The sequence below is a fragment of the Streptomyces sp. NPDC003327 genome, from assembly GCF_053589515.1.
Genome location: NZ_JBSFSA010000008.1, coordinates 40,502 through 64,481 on the forward strand (window position 1 = coordinate 40,502; position 23,980 = coordinate 64,481).

6 protein-coding genes are annotated in these 23,980 nt (G+C 74.5%); all 6 read right to left on the reverse strand.

Annotation, left to right across the window (positions count from 1 at the left end; genetic code table 11):
* Positions 1 to 9: 9 nt before the first annotated feature.
* The 6 genes from ACWDVG_RS09815 to ACWDVG_RS09840 all read right to left on the reverse strand — a co-directional run bounded on the left by ACWDVG_RS09815 (position 10) and on the right by ACWDVG_RS09840 (position 23,710).
* Positions 10 to 210, reverse strand: a complete 201-nt coding sequence (locus tag ACWDVG_RS09815; RefSeq protein ID WP_451697913.1) for an MbtH family protein — start codon at positions 208 to 210, stop codon at positions 10 to 12.
* Positions 207 to 1,574 carry an MFS transporter gene (locus ACWDVG_RS09820; protein ID WP_451697914.1) on the reverse strand — a complete coding sequence of 456 codons (1,368 nt, stop codon included), beginning with the start codon at positions 1,572 to 1,574 and terminating at the stop codon, positions 207 to 209. The genes ACWDVG_RS09815 and ACWDVG_RS09820 overlap by 4 nt, the downstream gene beginning before the upstream one ends.
* A gap of 2 nt (positions 1,575 to 1,576) precedes the next feature.
* Positions 1,577 to 2,626, reverse strand: coding sequence for a cupin-like domain-containing protein (locus ACWDVG_RS09825; RefSeq protein ID WP_451697916.1), 1,050 nt, complete (start codon positions 2,624 to 2,626; stop codon positions 1,577 to 1,579).
* Between the two features lie 104 nt (positions 2,627 to 2,730).
* Positions 2,731 to 3,999, reverse strand: coding sequence for a diaminobutyrate--2-oxoglutarate transaminase (locus ACWDVG_RS09830; protein ID WP_451697918.1), 1,269 nt, complete (start codon positions 3,997 to 3,999; stop codon positions 2,731 to 2,733).
* 5 nt (positions 4,000 to 4,004) lie between these two features.
* On the reverse strand, positions 4,005 to 8,831 hold the full coding sequence (locus ACWDVG_RS09835; protein WP_451697920.1) for a non-ribosomal peptide synthetase: 4,827 nt from the start codon (positions 8,829 to 8,831) through the stop codon (positions 4,005 to 4,007).
* Positions 8,828 to 23,710, reverse strand: coding sequence for an amino acid adenylation domain-containing protein (locus ACWDVG_RS09840; RefSeq protein WP_451697921.1), 14,883 nt, complete (start codon positions 23,708 to 23,710; stop codon positions 8,828 to 8,830). Before ACWDVG_RS09840 ends, ACWDVG_RS09835 begins: the two co-directional genes overlap by 4 nt.
* Positions 23,711 to 23,980 lie beyond the last annotated feature (270 nt).

A 23,980-nucleotide genomic window follows, 5' to 3' on the forward strand; every position in this document is an offset into this window, starting at 1 on the left:
GGCGGGCGGTCAGCTCCGGACGCAGCGCGGACGCATGTCGGTCCACGCCTTCTCGATGTAGTCGAGGCACTCGTCCCTGGTGCCGGCCGGGCCGTCGGCCGCCCAGCCGGCCGGCAGCGGGCGGTCGCCGCGCCAGAGCGAGTACTGCTCCTCTTCGTTGACCACGACGACGTATCCCGTCTCCGCGGTCTCGGTGGTGGTCGTGGTCATGGTGCTACCTCTTCGCGTGTCGGGGTGGGGGAAGGGGAGGTGGGGGAAGGGGCCGGAGCCGGGGAGGGGACCGGCGTCGGGGAGGGGGCCGGGGAGGGGACCGGCGTCGGGGAGGGGGCCGGGGAGGGGGCCGGGGCCGGGGCGGCGGTGAGACGGCGGGTGCGGCTGAGGAAGGCGATGCTGATCGCGATGCAGGAGAGCGCGATCACCGCCAGGGTCGCGGCGCCGGAGGTCGCCTCCAGGGCGATGCCGGCCACCAGGACGGACAGGGGCTTCAGGCTGAACGCGGCGACCTGCGCGGTCGTGGACACCCGGCCGAGGAGCGCGTCCGGGGTGAGCCGGGCGCGCAGGGTGCTGTAGAGGATGGCCGAGAACGACTCCCCCGCGCCCGCCAGGAGGACGACGCCGAGGGCCAGGGGCAGCGAGCGGGTGCCGCTCAGGACGAGCAGGGCGACGCTGCCGAGGACCGTTCCCGCGCACAGCCCCGCCACCGAGGGCGCCTTGACCCGTGAGGCGAACACCGCGCCGGCGATCGCCCCGAAGGCGTAGACCGCGATGATCGCCCCGAGCACGCCGGGCGACCAGCCGAGGTCCTCGCGGATGAAGTACGTGGCGCAGATGACGATCGGGGCGGTGAGGAAGGTGATCGCCGCCCAGTAGAGCAGCGCCGCCCGCAGCAGCCGGTGCCCGGCGATGAACCGGAAGCCCTCCAGGACCTGCCGCCGCATCGTGGCCGGCGGCTGCTCCCGCGCCGTCTGGAGCGGCCGGCGGATCAGCATCAGGGAGACCGCCGACACCGCGAACGTCAGCGCGTCGACCCCCAGCGTGGCGGCCCCGCCGACGCCCGTCACCAGCAGGCCGGCGAGCGCGGGCCCGGCGATGTAGCCGAGCGCGTTCCCGATCGACAGCAGCGAGTTGGCCTCGCCGATCCGGTCGCGGCCCACCAGGGACGGCACGCAGGACAGGCAGGCCGCCTCGAAGACGGCGTACAGCGCGCCGACCGGCAGGGCCACCGCGTACAGCACCGGCAGCACCGGCAGGCCGAGCACCGCCGCCAGCGGCACCGCGCCGACGAGGAGCGCGCGCCCCACGTCCGACCAGAGCATCATCCGCCGCCGGTCGAAGCGGTCCGCCCAGGCCCCCGCCGGGACCCCGAGCAGCATCATGGGCAGCGCCGTCAGCATGGCGATCAGGCCCATGTGCAGCCCGGAGCCGGTGAGGGCCAGGACCAGCAGCGGCAGGGCGGTCTTGCTCAGCGCGTCGCCGAGCGCGGAGGCGCCCTGGCCGCCCGCGAACAGCAGGAAGTCGCGGTCCCGCAGCAGGTTCCGGCCGGCGGGGCCGGCCGTGGTCGCTGGTGTGCTCACCGTCAGGCCCAGTCGTCCCAGTCCTTGGCGCCGGTCACGTTGCGCAGACCGCCCTGGGACTTGAAGTACAGCTGCGCCAGGTAGCGCTCCGGGATGCAGGTGAGCCAGCCGAGGGCGTTGTCGTCGCCGACGATCTGGTGGCTGTACGAGATCGAGGTGTCCAGGGCCTCGATGGCGTGCCAGTAGCCGCTGGGGACGTACAGCGTCTCGCCCGGGTTGAGGACGGTCTCCTCGACCACCACGTCCTTGAAGCGCGGGTGGCGGGTGAGGTCGGGGCGCCGGTAGTCGACCTGAGCCATGCCGAACTGGCGGCGGAACGGCCGCGGGTACAGCTTCTCGTGCTGGTCGGGGGAGACGAAGTAGCAGCGCTTGCGGCCCACGACCTGGCTCAGGTACGCCGCGGTCTGCATGCCGTCGCTGTGGAACGGGGTGACCGTGCCCTTGCTGCCGATGAACATCACCGACGCGACGCGGGAGGAGACCGTGGTGCGCGGGGCCCCCTTGCCGCCGCCGCGGTTGAGGAAGCCCTTGGCGAGGAACAGGCCGAGCAGCTTGGCGGGGTTGACGGTGTTGACGCTCCACTCCGCCTTGAAGCGGATGTCGGCCCAGTTCGGCGCCAGGTCCGGCAGGTCGTAGTCGTCGGCGAGCCGCGGGTAGTGCTCGATCATCCGGTGGACCGGGTAGGCGCGCAGGTAGTACGCCTTGTTCGGGTCGTCGTTCTTCTCGATCTCGTCGAGCAGGGCGGACAGCTTCATGCCGCGGAAGCCACCGACGTTGCCGAGGATGAGCTCGTTCTCCAGCCGCTGGAGGTTGGCATGGATGTCCAGGTCGCCGAAGTGCTCGCGGAAGTAGTCCAGGCTCCAGCGCTCCATGGCCGGCCAGTCGTCCATCAGGCCGGTGATGACGGCGGGCTTGCGCTTGTAGACGTAGTCGCGCCGGAACTCCTCCGGGGAGGGGTTGTGGAGCCGGTCGATCGCGTCGGTCTTCACCGTGGCCTCGGGGAAGAACGTTCCGGCGACGGTCTCGTCCTGCTCGGGGGCGTTGATGGTCATGACGGTTCCTGTTCTCAGGTCTGGGGGGATGCGGAGGTGGGGAGCTGGGGAGGTCGGGGGCCGGGTCAGCGGCCGGGGGCCGGGTCAGCGGCCCCGGCGCCGGGTCAGCGGCCGAGCACCGTGCGCAGCGCCTCGTGGATCAGCGCGCAGCCGTACCGGAGCACGTCGGGCTCCATCGTCAGGGCGGGCAGCAGCTTCAGGACCGCCTTGTCCCGTCCGGTCGACTCGACGATCAGGCCGCGCTCGAAGCACCAGGCGACGACGGCGTCCGCGGCCCGGCGGCCGCCCGCGTGGGTCAGGTCGATGCCGATCGCGTGGCCCTCGCAGCGCACCTCGACGCCCGGCAGCGGGTTCTCCTCCCAGAACGCGCGCAGCAGCGCGGCGCCGTCGCGCGCCCGCTCCAGGAAGGCCGGGCTCCGCCACAGGTCGAGGGCGCCGCAGGCGGCGACGAACGCCAGCTGGTTGCCGCGGAAGGTGCCCGGGTGGTCACCCGCCTGCCAGGAGTCGAGGCCCTCGCGGATGAGGAGGATCGACATCGGCAGGCCCAGGCCGCCGATCGACTTGGAGACGGTGATGAGGTCGGGGACGACCCCGGCCTGCTCGAAGGAGAAGAAGCCGCCGGTGCGCCCGCAGCCCGCCTGGATCTCGTCGACGATCAGCACGATGCCGTACCGGTCGCAGATGTCGCGCAGCCGGCGCAGGTCCGCGTCGGGGATGCGGTAGACGCCGCCCTCCATCTGGACGACCTCCAGGATCACCGCGGCGGGCAGGTCGAAGCCCGACAGGTCGTCCGAGAGGTACTGCTCCAGCAGGTCCATGGTCGGGAACGGGCCGCGCGGGCCGACCGGGAACGGCAGGTGGGTGACCTCGCCGAGGGCCGTCCCCGCCACCTTGCGCAGCGACAGGTCGGCGGTCGCCGCGAGGCTGCCGCGGCTGACGCCGTGGTACGCGCCGGAGAAGGCGACGACCTGGCTGCGGCCGGTGTGCTTGCGGGCCAGCTTCAGCGCGGCCTCCACGGCGTCGGTGCCGGTGCTGCCGCAGAACTGGACCCGGTGGCGCAGCCCGCGCGGCTCCAGGATCTCCCGGCCGAAGCGCTCCAGGAACTCGCGCTTGGCGGCCGTGTGGAAGTCCAGGGCGTGCAGCAGACCGTCGCCCTGGAGGTACTCGACGACCTGGCGCTTGATGTGGTCGTGGTTGTGCCCGTAGTTGAGGGCGCCGGCGCCGGAGAAGAAGTCGATGTACTCGGTGCCGTCCTCGGCGACCAGCGTGGTGCCGTGGCCCGAGGCGAGCAGCGTCGGGAAGGCGCGGCAGTACGAGCGGACCGCGGACTCCCGGGTCTCGAACACCTCGGTGGCCGTGCTGAGATCTGCCATGACCGTCATCGGGGGTCTCCATTCGGGTGGGATGCGAGGGGGAGCACCTGGCCGACGGTGGCGGCAGGTGTGCGGGCGACGCCGACGAGCAGGGCGAGGTAGTCGTCGAGGAGCCGCCGGGCTTCGGTGTCGGTGACGCGGTCGCCGTAGTACGACAGGGCGATGCGCGGCTCGGCGTCGTCGGTGACGTCGAGGCGGAGCGAGAACTCGGTCTGGTTGCGGGTGCCGTCGCTCTCGGCGCCCTCCCGGACGCTCGCGGACTGCTGGGCGCGCAGGGCGGAGGACACCGGGTAGTTGGCGACGACGACGACCGAGTCGAAGAGCGGGCCGTCCCCGGCGCCCATCCTCTGGAGCGCCCCGGTGGGCACCGAGGTGTGCTCGGCGCCCTCGACGCGGGCCAGCTGGAAACGGTCGAAGAGGGCGGTCAGGGACTCGTCCGGGTCCACCTCCACCCGTACGGGAAGGGCGGCGATGAACAGGCCGACCGCGCGCTCCAGGCCGTCGACGGCCCGGTCGCGGCCCGCCGAGACCACGCCGACCGTGACGTCGGCGCGCTCCAGGCGCCGGGAGGCGAGGAGCGCCCAGCCGGCGCAGGCGAGGGTCGAGAAGGTGTGCCCGTGGGCGGCGGCCCGCTCGCGCAGCGCCTCGGCGACGGCGGGGTCGACGCGGTCCGCCACCCGGCTGAAGCGGGACGGGCCCAGCCGGCCCGGCTCGGCGGCCAGGCGGGACGGGGGCGCCCCGGCGAGCCTGCGCTGCCAGAAGGCGCGGTCGGCCTCGGGGTCGGCGTCCTCGACGGCGTCGAGCACGGGCACGGGCGGCAGGGCGGCCTCGCGGCCTTCGAGCGCGGCGAGGTAGAGCGCGAGGAGTTCGTCGAGCAGCACGAGGTTCGACCAGCCGTCGGCCAGCAGATAGCTCTGGACCTGGCCCAGCCACCAGCTGTCCGGGCCGCGCACCAGCCACACCCGCCAGAGCGGCGGCTCGGCCGGGTCGAAGGGCGTGGCGCGGGCGTCCTCCAGGAGGGCGACCAGTCCGTCGGCGACGGCCTGCGGCGTCTCGTCGCTCCGGTCGAGGACCTCGATCACGGGGGCGAGCCGGTCGGCGACGACCGGGGTCCAGGTGCCGTCGCCGTCGCGCCGGAAGCCGGTGCGCAGGGCGGGGTGGCGGTCGGTGAGCCGCTGCCAGGCAACTCGGAAGAGGTCGGGGTCGACGGCGAACGGCAGCTCGGTGGTGGACTGCATCTGGTAGAGGCCGGGCACCGGGGCGGAGTCGAGGACCTCCAGCATGTGCTGCTGCGAGGGGGTCACGGCGGGCTCACCGGACCGGGCACGTGCCGCGGGCTCACCGGACCGGGCACGGGCCGCGTCACCCACGGCGTCACCCACCGCGTCACCCCCCGAAGCCGCTCCGGAGGCCTCCTGCTCGTCGATGGCCTTCGCGAGGGCCTCGATCGTCTGGTGGGCGAAGACCATGCGCGGGGTCATCTCCAGACCCGCGCGGCGGGCCGCGCCGACCATCCGGATGACCGCGATGGAGTTGCCGCCGAGGGCGAAGAAGCCGATGTCGACCGGGACGTCCTCGCGGTCCAGCGCCTCGCGCCACAGCGTCACCAGGGCCCGCTCGGTGTCGGTGTCCGCGGCGCGCCCGGTGAGGGCGGTGACCGTGGGCGCCGGCAGCTCGCGGCGGTTGATCTTACCGTTGTGGGTGAGCGGGAAGGCGTCCATGCGGACGTACGAGGCGGGCACCATGTGCCGGGGCAGGCGGCCCGCCAGCTGCCGCTTGAGCTCGGCGTCGTCGGGGATCCGCCCGCCGGGCGGCGCCACCAGGTAGGCGACCAGCGTCTTCGCGCCGTCGCGCGGGCCGTGCGCCGCGACGAGGCAGGAACCGCCGCCGATCACCTCCCGCAGGGCCGCCTCGATCTCGCCGGTCTCGACCCGGTAGCCGTTGATCTTGATCTGGAAGTCGATGCGGCCGAGCAGTTCGAGGTTGCCGTCCGGCATCCAGCGGGCGCGGTCCCCGGTGCGGTACATCCGGGCCCCGGGCACCGGGCTGAACGGGTCCGGCAGGAACTTCTCGCCGGTCAGCCGGGGCCGGTTGTGGTAGCCCCAGCCGACGCCGACGCCGCCGAGGTACAGCTCGCCGGGGACGCCGACGGGCAGCGGGGAGAGCGAGGCGTCGAGGACGTACGAGGTCTGGTTGGCCATCGGGGCGCCGTAGGGGATGCTGCGGTGCTCCGGCCGGACCTCGTCGATCAGGTGGATCGTGGAGTCCATGGAGACCTCGGTGGCGCCGCCCATGCTGACCAGCTGCGCCGACTCGGTCAGCTGCGCGGCGCCGCGCTGCGGGAGCGCGAGCGGGATCCAGTCGCCGCCGAGGAGCACGAGCCGGATCGGCAGCCGCTGCCCGCCCCGGATCTCGGCCTCCTCGACCAGGAGGCCGAACAGCGCCGGGACGGAGTGCCACACGGTGACGCCCTCGCGCTCGATCGTCTCGATCCAGCGGTGCGGGGAGCGCTCGTCCTCGGGCGTCGGGAAGACCACGGTCGCACCGGCCATGAGCGTGCCGAACACGTCGTACGCGCTCATGTCGAAGGCGAGCGCCGAGACGCCGAAGACCTTGTCGCCGGGGCCGACCAGGAAGCGCCGGTTGAAGTCGGTGAAGTTGTTGACGCGGCCCCGGTGGTCGAGCAGCACGCCCTTGGGCAGGCCGGTCGAGCCCGAGGTGTAGATGAGGTAGAGCAGGTCGTCCGGGCGGACGTCCCGCTCGGGGCGGGTCGCGGGGAAGGCCCCGGCGGAGGCGGGGTCGAGGACGGTCACGCCGTGGTCAGCCGTCGCCCCGTCGCCGCCCGTGCCCCCGTCGTCGCCCGTGCCCCCGTCGCCGGCGAGCCGCTCGTCGCGGGTGACGACCAGGCGGGCGCCGGAGTCCGCCAGCATCCACCGGAGGCGCTCGACCGGGTAGCCGGGGTCGAGCGGGACGTAGCCCGCGCCCGTCTTGGCGATGGCGAGCTGGGTGACGACCAGGTCGATGCCGCGCTCCAGGCAGACGCCGACCCGCTCGTGCCGGCCGCAGCCCCGCTCGATCAGCAGGTGGGCCAGGCGGTTGGCCCGCGCGTCGAGTTCGGCGTAGGTCACCGCCTCCCCGCCGCAGACCACGGCCGCCGCGTCCGGCTCCGCGTCCGCCCACTCCTCGAAGAGACCGTGCGCGGTGGCGTCCGCGGGGAACTCCGCGCCCGTACGGTTCCACTCGTCGACGACCAGTTCCCGCTCGGCCGGTGTGAGCAGCTCCGCGTTGTCGACGTGGACGTCCGGGGTCTCGCACAGGGCGGTGAGCAGCCGCCGGTAGTGGCCGAGCAGGCGTTCGGCGGCGGCGGTGTCCAGCACCGACTCGTCGAACTCCAGGGACACCATGACCCCGTCGTCCGTCACCGCGCAGGACAGGTCCAGCGGGAACTTGGCCGTGCCGGAGTGCAGCGGGGTGGGGGCCAGCGACAGGTCGCGCAGCCGCATCTCGTGGCCGGGCCCGTTGTTGAAGACAAACATCGCCTCGAAGAGCGGGCTCTCGGCCAGCGTCCGCTGCGGCGCGACCTTGTCGACCAGGACGTCGAAGGGGATCTGGTGCTCGCGCGCCCACAGCGACTCACGGGAGACCCCGGCCAGCACGTCGCCGAGGGTGCCGCCCCCGGCGGCCAGGTCGGCCACCACGGGGACGGTGTTCGCGAAGTAGCCGACCAGGCGCTCGGTCTGCCGGTTCCGGTTGGCCATGACCGTGCCGACGGCGAACCGGGAGGTGCCCGTGTAGCGGTGGAGCAGCACCGCGAACGCGGTCAGCATCACGTTGAACACGGTCGTCCGGTGCGTCTCGGCGGCGCGCTGGAGCTCCCGGCCGAACGACCCGTCCCACTCGGCGCGGATGCGGCGGCCGGTACGGGCCGTGCCGCGGTCCCCGTGCGGCGAGAGGCCCAGCGGCTGGGCCCAGGCCAGCTGCTCGCGCCACTGGGCGACCAGCCAGTTGTGGTCCGCGGGCTCCTGCGCCCGCTCGTGCGCCGCCGCGTCGGCGTAGTCGATGTCCAGCTCGGGCAGCCGGGGCGAGCGGCCCTCGCGGGCCGCGTCGTACAGCTCCGCCAGGTCTTCGAGCAGGACGCCCACCGACCAGGCGTCGGTCGCGATGTGGTGCACGACCAGCACCAGGAGGTGGTCGTCGGCGGCGATCCGGAACAGCCGCCCGTGGATCACGGGGCCGGCCGCCAGGTCGATCGGCCGGGCCGCCTCGCGCTGCGCGGCGGCCAGGGCGGCCGCCTCGTCGGCGGCCTCCTCGACCGGCAGGGCCACCGGCTCGGTCGGCCGGAGCAGCTGCTCGAGGCGGCCGTCCGGGCGCTGCCGGTAGACGGTGCGCAGGACGGCGTGGCGGTCGACGAGCCCGTCGAGCGCGGCGCGCAGCGCGGTGACGTCGAGCGCGCCGCGCAGCCGCACGCCGTAGGGCACGTTGTACAGCGGCCGGCCGTCCGCGAGGGACTCGGCCACCCACAGCTGCTCCTGCCCCCGGGAGAGCGGGCCGGGTCCCGCGGGGTCGCGGCGGCGGATGGTCCGCGCCGCGGCCCGCTGCCTGCCGCGGGCCAGCAGGAGCTTGGCCATCAGCTCCCGCTTGGCCCCGGACAGGCCCTCGAAGGTCTCCCGCGTGGCCCCGGACAGGCCCTCGGAAGTCCCCGGAGTGGCCCCGGACAGGCCCTCCAAGGTCCCCCGCTGGACCCCGGACAGGCCCTCGGGAGTCCCCCGCTTGGCCCCGGACGGGCCCTCGAAGGCAGCCTCCCGCCCGGTGGCGGTCGCTTCCACGGTCATGCGTCCCTCTCCTCGCCGGCCGCGAGCAGCTCGCGGGCCTGGTCGTCGGTCACGCCGTCGAGCAGCACCTCGAGTTCGAGGAGCTCGGCCTCGCTGAGCCCGGCCAGCTGGAGTTCCTCCAGGGCCTGTGCGACTCCGCGCACGGTGGGCTGCTCGAAGACGGTGCGCAGCGGCAGTTCGATGTCCGTCCGGGCGGCCAGTTCGGCGACCAGACGGGTGGCGAGCAGCGAGTGGCCGCCCAGGGTGAAGAAGTCGTCGAGCGCGCCGACCGCCGCGGTGCCGAGGAGTTCCTCGTACACCGAGGCCACGAGCCGCTCGGTCGGACCGGACAGCTCCTCGAAGCGCCGGCGGACCCGCTCGACGGTGACGTCGCCGCGCTGGAGCGCGGCCCGGTCGACCTTGCCGTTGGGCGTGCGCGGCAGCCGGTCGGCGAAGACGTAACCGGTGGGGACCATGTAGCGCGGGAGCCGGGTGCCGACCGCGGCGGCCAGCACGGCCGGGTCGCGTTCGGTGCCGGCCACGCAGGCCACCAGGGTCGGCTCGCCGTCGCAGTCGCGCAGGACGACCGCCGCCTCCCGTACCGCCGGAAGCTCGCACAGGGCCGTCTCGACCTCGCCGGCCTCGATGCGGAAGCCGCGGATCTTCAGCTGGTCGTCGAGCCGGCCGAGGAACTCCAGCCGGCCGTCGGCGCCCAGCCGCACCCGGTCGCCGGTGCGGTACAGCCGGCCGCCGGGGACGGTCCCGTACGGGTCGGGCACGAACCGGTCGGCGGTCGCCCTCGGGTCCCCGAGGTAGCCGCGCCCCACCACGGGCCCGCCGATGGCGAGCTCGCCCGGCACGCCGAACGGCAGGCGCCGTCCCTGCGCGTCGAGGACGTACGAGGTCACGCCGGCGACGGGGCTGCCGAGCGGGACAGCGCGGTCCGTCGGCGGCGGGGTGGTCAGCACCGCGAGGTGGGTGTCGTCCGAGCACTCCGCCGGGCCGTACGCGTTGACCAGCGGGATCCCGGGGAAGCGGCGGAGCCAGTCCGCGGCCAGGTCCGGCGGCAGCGCCTCACCGGTCGCGATGAGGAACCGCAGGCTCGCCAGGTCCTCGTCCCGCGCGTGGTCGAGGAGGGCCCTGATCATGCCGGGCACCAGCTGCAGCACGGTGACCCCGCGCTCCCGGACGAGGGCGAGCAGCGCCTCGGCGTCCCGGCTGGTGCGGTCGTCGCCGACCACGGTGGTGGCGCCGCGGGTCACCGCGACGAGCATCTGCCAGACCGAGATGTCGAACGACTGGGAGGCGGTCTGGGCGACGACGTCGTCCGCGGACAGCTCCAGGTCGTGGGCCATCAGCTCCAGGTGGTTGAGGAGACCGGCCTGTTCGATCTCCACGCCCTTGGGTTCGCCGGTGGTGCCGGAGGTGAAGATGACGTACGCGCGCCGCGCCGGGTGGCTGCCCGCGGCGGTGAGCGGACGGTCCGCCGCGGCGGAGTCGTCGAGCACGAGCCGGCTGCCGCGTCCCTCGCCGAGCAGGGCGGCGAGACGGCCCGCCTGCTCGTCGTCGGTGACCGCGACGACCTCGCCGAGCCGGTCGAGCACCGAGGCGATCCGCCGGTCGGGGACGGCGGGGCTGACCGGCACGTAGGTCGCGCCGGCCGCGCCGCAGGCGAGGGCGGCGGCGATGTGCCGGTTCGATCGCCCGGCGCACACCACCACGGCGGGCTCGGGACCCGTGGCGGCGGTGGAGATCCGTTCGGCGAGCGCCGCCACCCGGTCGCGCAGTTCGCGGTACGTCCAGACGGTGTCGCCGTCGACGACGGCGGGGGCGTCCGGGGTGTGCCGCGCCCAGTGCTCCAGGGCCTCGGAGGTGGTCCGCGGGGTGAGGGCGGGCGGCCCGGCGCTGAAGGCGTCCTGGGCGGCGGCCTCGGTGTCCGAGCGCAGTTCCAGGTCGCCGACGGCGGCCGCCGGGGTGGTGGCGATGCTGTCGAGCAGGGCCTCGAAGTGGTCGAGGATCCGCTCGCCGGTCTCCGCGTCGAACAGGTCGGCGTTGAGCTCCAGCGTCGCGTGCAGGCCGTCCCGCTCCTCGGCCAGGTCCAGGCTGAGGTCGAACTTGGCGGTGCCGACCGGGGCGTGGAGCCGCTCCAGGCGAAGGTCGCCGAGGTCGATCTCCGAGTAGGGCGCGTTGTGCAGGGTGAACATGACCTGGAACAGCGGGCTCAGGCTCATGTCGCGGCTCGGCTGGAGCGCGTCCACCACGCGGTCGAAGGGGACGTCCTGGTGGGCGTAGGCCGCCAGGGTCGTGGACCGGACGCGTGAGAGCAGCTCGGTGAAGGACTCCTCCGCGGAGAGCGTGTTGCGGAAGACGATCGTGTTCACGAAGAACCCGACGACGTCCTCGATCTCGACCGAGCGGGTCGACACCGGGGTGGCGACCGCGATGTCCGCGGCGCCGCTGTACCGGTGCAGCTGGCTGTTGAACGCCGCGAGCAGCGTCATGAACAGGGTCGCGTTGTGCTCCCGTCCCACGTGCCGGACGCCGTTGACCAGGTCGCCGTCGATGACCCGGCGGACCGTGAGGCCGCGGTTGGTCATCGCGGCGGGCCGCGGCCGCTGGCCGGGGAACTCGATCAGCGGGGCGGGCCGGGCGAGGGTCTCGCACCAGAAGTCGAGCTGACCCCGGTAGTCGCCGCCCTCGACGCGGTCGCGCTGCCAGCCCGACCAGTCCGCGTACTGCACTTCGAGCTCGGGCAGCGGGGACGCCGCGCCCCGGCGGCGCGCCTGGTAGAGGGCCGCGAAGTCGCGGACCACGATCTGCAGGCCCCAGCCGTCGGCGACGACGTGGTGCACGGCGAGGACGAAGACGTGGTCCTCGGCGGAGAGCCGGATCAGGGTGGCCTGCTCCAGCGGCGCCTCGGCCAGGTCGAAGCGGTGCCGCGCGGCCTCCTCGACGAGCTGCGGCCAGAGCTGCTCGGCGCGGTCGGCCGGTTCGCCGCTGAGGTCGACGAACGCGAGCGGCATGGTGACCTCGCCGGCCGGCTCGACGATCTGGCTCACCCGGCCGTCGTCCATGACCAGCCGGGTGCGGAGCACCTCGTGCCGGGCGACCAGCTCGTCGAGCGTCGCGGCCAGCGCCCCGGTGTCCAGCGGGCCGCGCATGCGGACGACGGTGGCGCTGTTGTACGCGCCGGTGTCGCCCTCCAGCTGGTCGAGGACCCAGAGACGCTCCTGGCCGTACGAGGCGGGCAGCGCTCCGGTGCGGGGCAGGGGCACGACGGGTGCCGTGGTGCCGCCGCCGGCGAAGCCGTCGATGTGGGCGGCGAGTTCCCGCACGGTCTGCTTCTCGAACAGGGTGCGCAGGGCGATCTCGCAGCCGAAGACCCGGCGGATGCGGGAGACGACCTGGGTCGCCATCAGGGAGTGGCCGCCGAGGTTGAAGAAGTTGTCCTCGGGACCCACCCTCGGCGCGCCGAGCACGTCCTGCCACAGGCCCGCCACCAGTTCCTCGGTGGGCGTCAGCGGCGTGCGCGGTCCGTCCTCGTGCGCTCCGCCGACCGCGGAGGGCTCGGGGAGCGCCGCCCGGTCGATCTTGCGGTTCGGGGTGAGCGGGAAGGCGTCGAGGGGGACGACGAACGCCGGCACCATGTAGTCGGGGAGCGCCTTGCGGACGAAGGCCCTCACCTCGTTGGCGACCGCCCTCGTGCCGGGCTTCGACACCACGTACGCGACGAGCGCGTTCTCGCCGCCGGCGTCGGCGCGCGCCATGACCAGGGCGTCCTGGACGTCGGGCGCGGCGCAGATGACGTGCTGGACCTCGTCGGTCTCGACGCGGTAGCCGCGGATCTTGACCTGGTTGTCGGCGCGGCCGAGCGGGATGACGGAGCCGTCGGGCAGATGGCGGCCGAGGTCGCCGGTGCGGTACATGCGGTCGTCGTCGGAGTCGCCGAACGGGTTGCGCACGAACTTGGCGGCGGTCAGCCGCTCGTCGTGGGCGTAGCCCAGCGACAGGTGCGGGGAGCGGATGACGATCTCGCCCGGTTCGCCGACACCGGCCTGCCGGCCGGCCTCGTCGAGCACGAGCAGCTGGACGTCCTTCATGCCGCGGCCCAGCGGGTAGGTGACGCCCGGGTCGGCCTCGGCGACGCCGTGGGCCGCGGGGACCACGTAGTAGCCGACGGCGCGCTGCGTCTCGGTGGAGCCGTAGAGGTTGACGCAGGTCGCCGAGCCCGCCATGCGGGTGATGGCCCGTACGTCCCTGCTGGTCAGCGTGTCGCCGAGGAAGAACACCCGCTCCAGGAGCGGCAGCGTGCCCGGGGCGACCGACAGCTGGTCGAAGAGCCGTGCCATCGGGGGCGTCATGTGGCTGACCGACACCTGGGCGGTGCGGAACCACTGGGCGAGGCGGCCCGGGGTCTCGACGTCCAGGCGGTCGGGCACGCAGATCGTGGCGCCGGTGACCAGCGGCGTGAACACCTCGCGGTGCAGCGGGTCGTGGCTGATGCCCGAGAGCAGGCTGTAGCGGTCGGTCTCGCGCAGCCCGAAGGTCTCCACCATCCACGGCACGAAGTGCGTCAGGGAGCCGTGCGAGCCGCGGATGCCCTTCGGCTTGCCGGTGGAACCGGAGGTGAACGCGATGTACGCGCAGTCCCGCGGGCCGACCGTGACGGCCGGGGCCGGCTCCGTGCCCTGCGGCACCATGTGGCGGGCGGCCTCCAGGCGGGACGGCAGCTCGAAGCGGCAGCGCAGCGGGAACCCCTGGAGCGCGGTGTCGACCGCGAGCGGCACGGCTCCTGCCCCCTCCAGCTGGAGGAAGGCGCTCGGCCGGGCCACCGCGAGGCAGTCGGCGATGCGGTCGGCGGGGTAGCTCGGGTCGAGGATCGCGAACGACGCCCCGGCGCGCATCACGGACAGGATCGCCCAGACCAGCGACGCACCGCGCTCGCCGTAGATGGCGACCACGTCGCCCTTGGCGACGCCCTGCCGGGACAGCAGGCCCGACATCGCGGCCGTCGCCTCGGCCAGGTCGCCGTAGGTCAGCTCCTGGCCCGGCTCGCTGATCGCGATCCGACGCGGCTCGCGGGCGGCCCGCCGCTCGAACTGCTCGACGACGGAGCCGTACCAGCCGGCGTCCAGCGGGGCGGACGGGTCGGGCAGCTCGCGGCGCGACAGCGGCGTGTCGAGGCGCAGCGCGTCGATCGGGCTGCCGCTGTCGGCGACGGCCTGCTCGATGACCCTGATCCACTGGGCGAGCAGCTCCTCCATCGTCGCCGCGTCGAACTTCTCGCCGGCGTACATCAGGTCGAGCGAGAGGCCCGGCCGGGCGGGGTCGACGTAGAAGGTCAGGTCGAACTTGGCGCCCAGGTCGGGGACGGCGAAGGTCTCGACGTCGAGGCCCGGCAGCTCGGCCCGGTGCGGCGGGATGTTGAGCAGGTTCAGATAGACCTGGAAGAGCGGTGTGGTGCTCAGGTCGCGCTCGGGGGCGAGCGTGCCGACCAGCGTCTCGAACGGCACGTCCTGGTGCTCGTACGCGTCGAGCGTGGTGGCGCGGACCCGGTCGAGCAGCTCGCCGAAGGTCGGGTCGCCGGAGAGGTCGGCCCGCAGCACCAGCGAGTTGATGAAGAAGCCGATCAGGTCCTCCACCTCGCGGTGGCGGCGGCCCGCGATGGGCACGCCGATCGCGAAGTCCCGCTGGCCGGCGAGGCGGCCGAGGGTGAGCTGGAGGGTCGCCGCGAGCACCATGAACAGGGTCGCGCCGGACTCGGCCGCGAGCCGCTCCATCGCCTCGCGCAGCTCCGGCGTGACCGTCGCCCCGACCCGGTGGCCCGCGCCGTCGGCGGCCGGGGAGGCGCCGCGGGAGACCGGCAGGGTGAGCGAGGGCAGCGCGTCGAGCTGCTCGGTCCAGTACGCGACGGAACGGTCGAGGGCGCCGGAGTCGAGCTGGTGGCGCTGCCAGCGGGCGAACTGCTCGTACGTGACCGGGAGCGGGGGCAGCGGGGTGCTCGGCTCGTGGCCGGTCTCCTCCGCGTAGAAGTGCGTGAGGTCCCGCTTCAGGATCTCCATCGACCAGCCGTCGCCGACGATGTGGTGCAGCGTCAGCACGAGCACCGCGTCGTCGCGGCCGAGGTCCAGCAGCCGGACCCGCAGCAGCGGGCCGCCGGCCAGGTCCATCGGCTCCGCCGCCTCGCGGGCCACCAGGGCGAGGGCCTCGGAGGCGCGCTCCTCGGCGGTGACGCCGGCCAGTGCGGTGCGGCGCAGGGTGACGTCGGCGGCGTCCAGGACGACCTGGGTGAGGACGCCGTCGTGGTGGGCGACGACCGTGCGGAGCGTGCTGTGTCGGTCCACCAGGCGGGTGACGGCCCGCTGGAGTGCGGCCTCGTCGAGTGCGCCGGTCAGCCGGATCGCGCCGGCCAGGTGGTAGCGGCCGGTGAAGGCGCCGCGGCCGGAGCCGCTCTCGATCTCCTCCAGGAGCCAGAGGCGTTCCTGCATCACCGAGAGCGGCGCGTCGTCGCCGCCGGTGACGTGGGAGGCGAGTCCGCCGGAGGTGTCGCGGGCGGCCGCGGCGTCGCACAGCGCGGCGTACTCACGGAGCACGGGCGCCTCGAACAGGGCCCGCAGCGGGACCTCCTTGCCGAGCTCCTCGCTCACCTGCGAGGTGATCACGGTCGCGAGCAGGGAGTGGCCGCCGATGGTGAAGAAGTCGTCACCCGCGCCGACCACGTCGACGTCGAGGACCCGTGCCCAGACGCGGCCGACGGTCCGCTCGGTCTCCGTCTCCGGCTCGGCGAAGTCGGCGTGCGCGAAGTCCGCGCGGCGCGGGCGGCCGAGCCGGCTCGCGTCGACCTTGCCGCCGGGCAGCCGGGGCAGTGCGGGCCGGACCACGAAGGCGGCGGGCACCATGTGCGGCGGCAGCTCGGCCGCGCACCGCCCGGCCAGCTCCTTCGGGGTCAGCTTCGCGTCCGGCGCCTCGACGTGGGCCACCAGGACCCCGTCGCTGCTCGTGACCACGGCGAGCGTCACCCCGTCCTGGGCGAGCAGCACCGACTCGATCTCGGCGGGCTCGACGCGGTAGCCGCGCAGCTTGATCTGGCTGTCGCGACGGCCGCAGTAGTCCAGCGTCCCGTCGGCGCGCAGCCGGACGAGGTCGCCCGTGCGGTACATGCGGGCGCCCGGGACCCCCGCGTACGGGTCGGGCAGGAAGTGGGCGGCGGTCAGGGCGGGCCTGCCGTGGTAGCCGAGGGCGAGGCCCGCGCCGCCGACGTACAGCTCGCCGACCGCTCCGGTGACCACCGGCCGCAGCTCGGCGTCGAGGACGTACGCCGTCCCGCCGGGCAGGACCGCGCCCAGCGAGGCGGGCCGCCCGGGCGCGCAGTCGGCGGCCGTGATGACGACGGTGCACTCGGTGGGGCCGTACGCGTTGACGAAGCGCCGGCCCGGCTGCCACCGCTCGACGAGTTCGGGGCGCAGGGCCTCGCCGCCGGACACCAGGGTGCGCAGCTCCGGCAGCTCGCGGGCGGGCAGGGAGGCGATCACCGACGGCGGCAGCAGGCAGACGCCGATGCGCCGCTCGGCGAGGACGTCGGCGAGGGCCTCGCCGACCAGGGCGTGCTCGCGCTCGACGACGCACAGGGTGCCGCCGGCGGCCAGCGTGGAGAAGATCTCCCAGACGGAGGCGTCGAAGCTCAGGCTCGCGAACTGGAGCATGCGGGACCCGGCCTCGATCCCGAAGGCCCGCGCCTGGGTGGCCGTGAGGTTGGCGAGCGCCCGGTGCGAGACCAGGACGCCCTTGGGGCGGCCGGTGGAGCCCGAGGTGTAGAGCAGGTACGCGGGGGCGTCCGGCTCGGCCTGCGGGAGCGCGGCCTCGGCCACGGCGTCCGGCCCGGCCTGCGGGAGCGCCGTCCCGGCGGGGGCCCCGCGCAGGGCGTCCTCGACGAGGTCGCGGGTCACCAGACCGCGCGCCCCCGAGTCGGCCAGCATGAAGTCCTTGCGCTCGGCCGGGTAGGCCGGGTCGATCGGCAGGTACGCCGCTCCGCAGCGCTGCGTGGCGAGGACGGCGACGACCGCCTCGACGGACGGCTCGACGGAGACGGCGACGACGTCCCCGGGGCGCACGGCGAACCGCTCCGCGATCACCCGGGCGACCCGGTCGACCCGGGTCCGCAGCTCGCCGTAGGTCAGCGTGCTGTCGGCGCCCTCCACGGCGACGGCGTCGGCGCGGACGTCGGCGACCTGCTCGAACCGCGCCCAGAAGGTGTCGGGCCGCCGCGCGTCGTCCGGCTCGGCCGGCCAGCGGTCGAGGGCGGTGGACGCCGCCGGGGTCTCGACGCGCTCGTCCGGCCGCTGCGCCATCGCGCGGGCCGTCTCGCCGAACAGGCGGGCGACGAGCCGCGCGGTCTCCGGCCGGAACAGCTCCGTGTTGAACTCCAGCCAGCCCGTCAGCGGGCCGCCGTCGTCGGTGATCTCGAAGGTCAGGTCGGTCTTGGCGGTGCCGGTGTACGCCGGTGCCGTCTCGACCCGCAGGCCCGGCAGGGCCGGCGTGGGCAGCGCCCCGGCGCGGACGTCGAGGATCGCCTGGAAGAGCGGGCTGCGGCTCGGGTCGCGGTCCTGGCCGCTCGCCTCCACGATCGCGGAGAACGGCACCCACGTGTGCGGCAGCGCCTCCAGGGTGGTGGCGCGCGCCCGGTCGACGAGGTCGCGGCCGGTGGCGCCGTCCGGCACGTCGAAGCAGAGCGGGACGGTGTTGACGAAGAAGCCGACGACGTCGTCGTAGGCGCCGCCGTCCGGGCGGTTGGCGTCCGGGACGCCGATGACCACGCGCTCCTGGCCGGTCAGCCGGGCCAGGGTCGAGGACATGCAGGCGGCCAGCGTCATGAAGACGGTCGCCTGCTGGTCGCGGGCGAGCGCGCGCAGCAGGTCCGAGTCGGCCTGGCTCAGCGTCAGTGGGACGCGGGCGCCGCCGAAGGTCTGCACCGCCGGCCGGGACCGGTCGAAGGGCAGGTCGAGGGCGAGCGGCGCACCGCCGAGGTGGTCGGCCCAGAACTCCAGTCCCGCGCGGCCCTCCGCCGAGTCGAGGCGGGCGGCCTCGTCGACGGCCCAGCGGGCGTAGTCGTGGATCACGGCCGGCGGTTCACCGGCACCGGCGCCCGCGCCGTGGGCGTACAGCTCGGCCAGCTCACCGGCGATGATCTCCATCGAGCGGCCGTCGGAGACGATGTGGTGGAAGGCCAGGAGCAGGGCGTGCTCGTCGGGCCCGAACTCCACCAGGGCTGCGCGCATCAGCGGCGGCTCGTCCAGGCGGAACGGCCGGCGGGCGTGTCCCTCGACGAGTCCGGCGAGTTCGGCCTCGCGCCGGGCGGGCGCGACCGCGGTCCGGTCGATCACCTCGAACGGGCAGCTCGGGCCGGTGAGCACGAAGGGCACCGGGCGGCCGCCCTCGTCCCTGAAGCCGGTGCGCAGCGCGGAGTGGCGGGTGACGAGCGCGTCGAGCGCGCCGCGCAGGACGGCCGGGTCGAGGTCCCCGTACAGGCGCAGGACGCCGGGGACGACGTAGGCGAGCGAGCCCGGGGCGAACTTCTCCAGGAACCACAGACGGCGCTGGCCGAGCGAGAGGGCGGGCTCGACGGCCGTGGGGACGACGGTCGCCCCGGTCCCGGTCTCCGCCGGTGCGGCGGCGAGTTCGGCGATCCGCGCGGCCTGGGCGCGGACGGTGACCGACTCGAAGAACATCCGCAGCGGCGGCTGGACGCCGAACTCACGGCGCACCCGGGTGTTGAGGTCCGCCGCGCGCAGCGAGTGCCCGCCGAGCGCGAAGAAGTCCTCGTCGGGACCGACGCCCGCCACTTCGAGCACCTGGCACCAGATCGCGGCGAGCCTGCTCTCCATCGGCGTCATGTCCGCCGCCCCGGCCGAGCGGGACACCTCTGCGGCCAGTTCGCGCAGGGCGTGCGCGTCCACCTTGCCGTTCGAGGTGAGCGGGATGCGGTCCAGGACGAGGAGCCGGCTCGGGACCATGTAGCTCGGCAGCTCGCGGTTGAGCCAGTCGCGCAGGCCGTCGGTGCTGACGCCCCCGCCGGTGACGGCGGCGATCAGCTCGGTCTCGCCGGAGCCGCGGGAGGCGACGACGGCGGCCTCGGCGACCTCCGGGTGGCGGCGCAGCGCCACGTCGACCTCGCCCAGCTCGATGCGGTAGCCGCGGACCTTCACCTGCTGGTCGGCGCGGCCGACGTAGCGCAGCTCGCCGTCGGCGGACCGGCGCACCAGGTCGCCGGTGGCGTACAGGCGGCGGCCCGGCTCGGTCGCGAACGGGTCGGGGACGAACCGCTCGGCGGTCTTGCGCGGGGCGGACGCGTAGCCGCGCCCGACGCCCACGCCGCCGATGTACGCCTCGCCCACGACGCCGTCGGCGACGGGCCGCAGCCCGGCGTCGAGGACGTGGATCACCGCGTCGGTCATGTCGGCGCCGATGGACACGTCCCGGGCCCGGGAGACCCGGCCCGACTCGGGGCCGAGGTGGGCGACGGTCGAGCACACCGTGGTCTCGGTGGTGCCCCAGCGGTTGTACAGCCCGACGTGGCCGCGGTCGGCCGCGAACCACTGCGCGAGCTTGTCGGGGTGCGCGGCCTCGCCGCCGATGAGGATCGAGCGCAGCGCGGGGGGCACCTGCGCACCGGCCTCCAGGGCGGTGACGAGGACGTGGAAGAAGGCCGTCGGGATGTCGACCAGGGTGAGGCGCTGCTCCGCGCACCAGGCCCAGAACCGCTCCGGGGAGCCGAGGACCGACTCGTCGCGCTGCACCAGCGTCGCCCCGCGGGTCCAGGCGGAGAAGATCTCCTCCAGGCAGGGGTCGAAGGTGAGCGGCGCGAACTGCAGCACCCGGTCGCCCTCGGCGACGTCGAACGCGTCGAGGAACGACAGCACGTAGCTGACGAGCGAACGGTGCTCGATCTGTACGCCCTTGGGGCGGCCGGTCGAGCCGGAGGTGAAGATGACGTACGCGAGGTGGTCGCCGGTGACGGCGAGCGCCGGGCGCCCCTCGGGCAGGTCCGCGCCGGTCTCCCGGTCGACGCGGGTCGCGCTCCCCAGGGAGCCGGCGAGGTCCGCGGTCGCGGCGTGGCAGAGGATCCGCGCGCACCGCGCGTCGCCCACCATGTCGGCCAGGCGGCCCTGCGGCAGCGTCGGGTCCAGGGGCACGAACGCGGCCCCGGACTTCATGACGGCGAGCATCGCGACGATCAGCTCGGGCGAGCGCTCCAGGCAGAGGCCGACGGTGTCCTCGGGGCCGAGGCCGTCCCGCCGCAGCAGGTGCGCGAGGCGGTTCGCGGCGCGCTCCACCTCGGCGTAGGTGAACTCCACCGCGCCCGCCACGAGGGCGGTCGCGTCGGGGGTGCGGTCGGCGGTCGCCTCGAACAGCTCGTGGACGGAGGTGACGCCCGGCAGGGTGCGGGCGGGGACGTCGGCGCGGTCGAGCGACTCGGTGGCGCCGGTCAGCCGCAGCGCGGACACCGGGGCGTCGCCCTGGACGACGATCTGTTCGAGCAGTTCCAGGAACTGCTGTCCGAGCTGTCCGGCGAGGGCCTCGTCGAAGCGGTCCGCGCGGACCAGCATGTGGGCGAGGAGGCCGCCGCCCGCCGGGATCGCGTGCAGGGTGATGTCGAACTGGGTGGCGAGCTCGCCGGCCGGGAACGGTTCGAGGGTGAGCTCGCCGAGCACCGCGCGGTCGGTGCCCGCGCCGAACAGCACCGAGGTGACGTCGTCGGCGATCGCGGTGTGCGGGCGCTCGAAGACGACCGCCGTGTTGATCGCGGCCGAGGTGTTGCCCCGGGCGCGCAGCAGCTCGACGAGCCGGCTGACCGGGAAGTGCTGGTGGCCGAGGGACTGCCGCAGCTGCTGTCCGGTGCTGCGGATCAGCTCGGTGACGGTCCGGTGGGCGCCGGGCTCGGCCCGTACGGGAATGGTGTTGGCGAAGTAGCCGAGGGTGTTGCGGAAGCGGGCCTGCGGACGGCCGGCCGTGGTGGCGCCGACGACGAAGTCGCGCGCACCGCTGTGCGCCGCGACGAGCACCTCGAACGCCGCCATCAGCACCGAGAAGACGGTGGTGCCGTTGTCGCCGGCGACGCGTTCGAGCGCGCCGAGCAGCTCGGCGTCCACCGTGACCCGGTGGCTCGCGATGCCCTGGCCCGGCCGCGGACGCTCCCGTACGGGCAGCGTCGGGGCCTGGACGTCGCCGGAGAGCAGGTCGAGCCAGTAGCGCTCGTCGGCCCGCCACTGCGGGGAGCGCTCGTAGTCCTGCTGCCAGCGGACGAACTCCTCGTAGCCGACGGCCGCCGGGAGGTCGGGGGTGCGGTCGTGCAGCAGGTCGCCGTAGACGGTGGTCAGCTCGTCGAGCAGGGTCACCACGGACCAGAAGTCCGTGATCGCGTGGTGCTGGGCGAGGACCAGGACCGGTGCGCCGCAGCCGGTGAACAGCCGGGCGCGGGCGACGTCGCCGTGCTCGACGGCGAAGGGCGCGAGCGCGGCCTCGTCGACGCGGGCCCGGAGCACCTGCTCCGTCTCGCCCGTCAGGTCGACGACGTCAAGCTCGAACGGGACGGCGGGGTCGATCAGCTGCGCGCGGCGGCCGCCGTCGGTGCCGAAGGAGGCGGTCAGGATGGGGTGGCGGGCGCCGATGTGCCGGACGGCGGCGGCCAGCAGCCCGGTGTCGACCGGCTCGGTGAGCCGGACCGCGACCGAGACGTTCTGCCGGCAGTCCGGGCCTTCGAGGTCCCGCATGAACAGCAGCGACTGCTGACCGGCCGAGAGCGGTACGGTGCCGCCGCGCCCGCCGGGCTGGTGCGAGCCGGACTCCTGACGGCCGGACTCCTGTCCGGCGGGTGCCTCGGGGGCGCTGCGCAGCCGCTCGTCGATCGCGGCCGCGACCTCGCGCAGGCTCGTCGGCTGGAGCAGCAGGCTCGGGTCGGTGACGACGCCGAGCTGCTCCTCGATCCGGAAGGCGAGGTCGACGGCGGCGAGGGAGTCGAGGTCGAGTTCGGCGACCCGGGTGGCGGGGGCGTCGCCGTCGGCGCGGCCGACCCGGCTCAGGGCGTGCTCGATGGCGTCGGCGCTCGCCTCGGGGGAGAGGGCGAGGAGTGCGGCGCGGGAGGGAAGGTCGAGCTGCCGCCGCTCGCCGCGGGCGGTGGCGGTGGCGGTGGCGGAGCGGCGGTAGAGCTCGCCCTCGACCTGGCCCGCGGTGTACGCGGTCCGGCCGGCCAGGCGCTGGATCTTGCCGCTGGAGGTCTTCGCCAGGCTGCGGGCGGCCAGCAGGACGACGTCGAACAGGGCGATGCCGTGCTCGTGCTGGACGGCGGCGGCGATCGCGTCGGCGATCCCGGGGAGTTCCTCCTCGGGGGTGCCGGCGGCGACCTCGTGGAGGATCACGCACTCCTCGCCGTCCGCGGTCTCCACCGAGAAGGCGGCACCGCAGCCGGGCCGGGCTCGGGTGGAGGCCGCGACGGCGGTCTCCTCCAGGTCGTGCGCGTAGAGGTTCCGGCCGCGGACGACCATCATCTCCTTGAGGCGGCCGGTGACGAACAGCTGCTCGTCCCGGACGAAGCCGAGGTCGCCGGTGCGCAGGTACGGCCGCGGGTCGTCCGCGAGCGTGGCGCCGAAGCTCGCCTCGGTGGCGGTCTCGTCCTCCCAGTACCCGGCGGCGACGGAGGTGCCGCGCACCCACAGCTCGCCCACGGTGCCGGGGGCGACGCGCTCACCGGTCGCGGGGTCGACGACGGCCAGTTCGTGCCCGTCCGCGACCGGACCGGAGGCGACCAGCCGGTCGCCGTCGGGGTGCGGCTCGGCGCGGCCCTGCTCCAGGGCGGCGCGGTCGATCCGGAGGTCGTGCGCCCCGCGGCCGCGGCCGGCGCCCGCGACGAACAGGGTGGCCTCGGCCAGGCCGTAGCAGGGCAGCAGCGCGGAGCGGTCGAAGCCGCTGGGGGCGAAGGCCTCGGCGAACCGCTCCAGGGTGCGGTGGCGCACCGGCTCGGCGCCGCAGAAGGCGACCCGCCAGGACGACAGGTCGAGGTTCTCGCGCTCGGCGGGGGTGCTCTTGTTGACGCAGAGGTCGAAGGCGAAGTTCGGGCCGCCGGAGACGGTGGCGCCGCGGCTGGAGATCGCCTCCAGCCAGCGCATGGGCCGGCGCATGAACTCCAGCGGCGACATGAGGACGTTGGAGAGGCCGGAGAGCATCGGCTGCAGGACGCCGCCGAGCAGACCCATGTCGTGGTAGAAGGGCAGCCACGAGGCCACGACGTCGCCGTCGCCGAGCCCGAAGCCGCCGGCGATCGCGGACCCGTTGGACAGCAGGTTCCCGTGCGTCACGACGACGCCGCGGGGCGTTCCGGTGGAGCCGGAGGTGTACTGGAGCAGGGCGACCGAGTCGCGGGTGAGGTCGGGCCGCCGCCAGTCGTCGGCGCCCTCGGCCATCGCCTCCTCGGTGATCACCCAGGGCAGCCGGGCCAGTTCGGGGGCCTGGCTCTCGAACAGCTCGTACGTGAAGGCCTGCACGAGGCTGTCGGAGAGGACGATCTCGGCGCGGGAGCTCTGCACGACCGCGCGCAGCCGGGGCAGGGTGCGGGCCACGCGCAGGGGGTCCGGCGGGTAGACCGGGACGGCGACCATGCCGGCGTACAGGGTGGCCACGAAACCGATGACGAAGTGTTCGCCCGGCGGATACAGCAGCATGACCCGGGCACCGGGCTTCGCGCGCTCCAGCAGGGAGACGGCCGTCGCCCGCGCACGCCGGTCGATCTCGTGCATGCCGAGCGTGGTGTCGACACCGCCCGCGTCGGCGAGGAACTCGTAGCTGAGGGCGGCGCCGCGCTCGGCGACGTTGCGGCGGATGACATCGACGACAGAGGTGTTTGCGTACATAGACCGTTCTCGCATCGGCGTGGAAGGGGGAGCCCGGACGGGGGAGGGCGGGCCTGCGGGCACACCGCGGCGGCGGGCCGGACGGCAGGAGGGGCGCCGTCGGTCCGCCCGGGGGACGCGCGGGGGAGCCGGTCCGGCGGGACGGGGCCGGAGGGGCTGGTGAGGGGCCGGGACCGGCAGGACCGGGGGCCGGTGGGAGGCGGGTCCTCGTACCCGGCGACGGGCCGGCGGGACGGGGGCCGGCAGGAGTGGCGGCCTGGTAACCGGCGA

Bases quoted from the DNA above. Each gene is read 5' to 3' on its own strand.
- ACWDVG_RS09835 (WP_451697920.1), bottom strand. From the start codon at position 8,831: ATGACCGTGGAAGCGACCGCCACCGGGCGGGAGGCTGCCTTCGAGGGC.
- ACWDVG_RS09830 (WP_451697918.1), bottom strand. From the start codon at position 3,999: ATGGCAGATCTCAGCACGGCCACCGAGGTGTTCGAGACCCGGGAGTCC.
- ACWDVG_RS09840 (WP_451697921.1), bottom strand. From the start codon at position 23,710: ATGTACGCAAACACCTCTGTCGTCGATGTCATCCGCCGCAACGTCGCC.
- ACWDVG_RS09815 (WP_451697913.1), bottom strand. From the start codon at position 210: ATGACCACGACCACCACCGAGACCGCGGAGACGGGATACGTCGTCGTG.
- ACWDVG_RS09825 (WP_451697916.1), bottom strand. From the start codon at position 2,626: ATGACCATCAACGCCCCCGAGCAGGACGAGACCGTCGCCGGAACGTTC.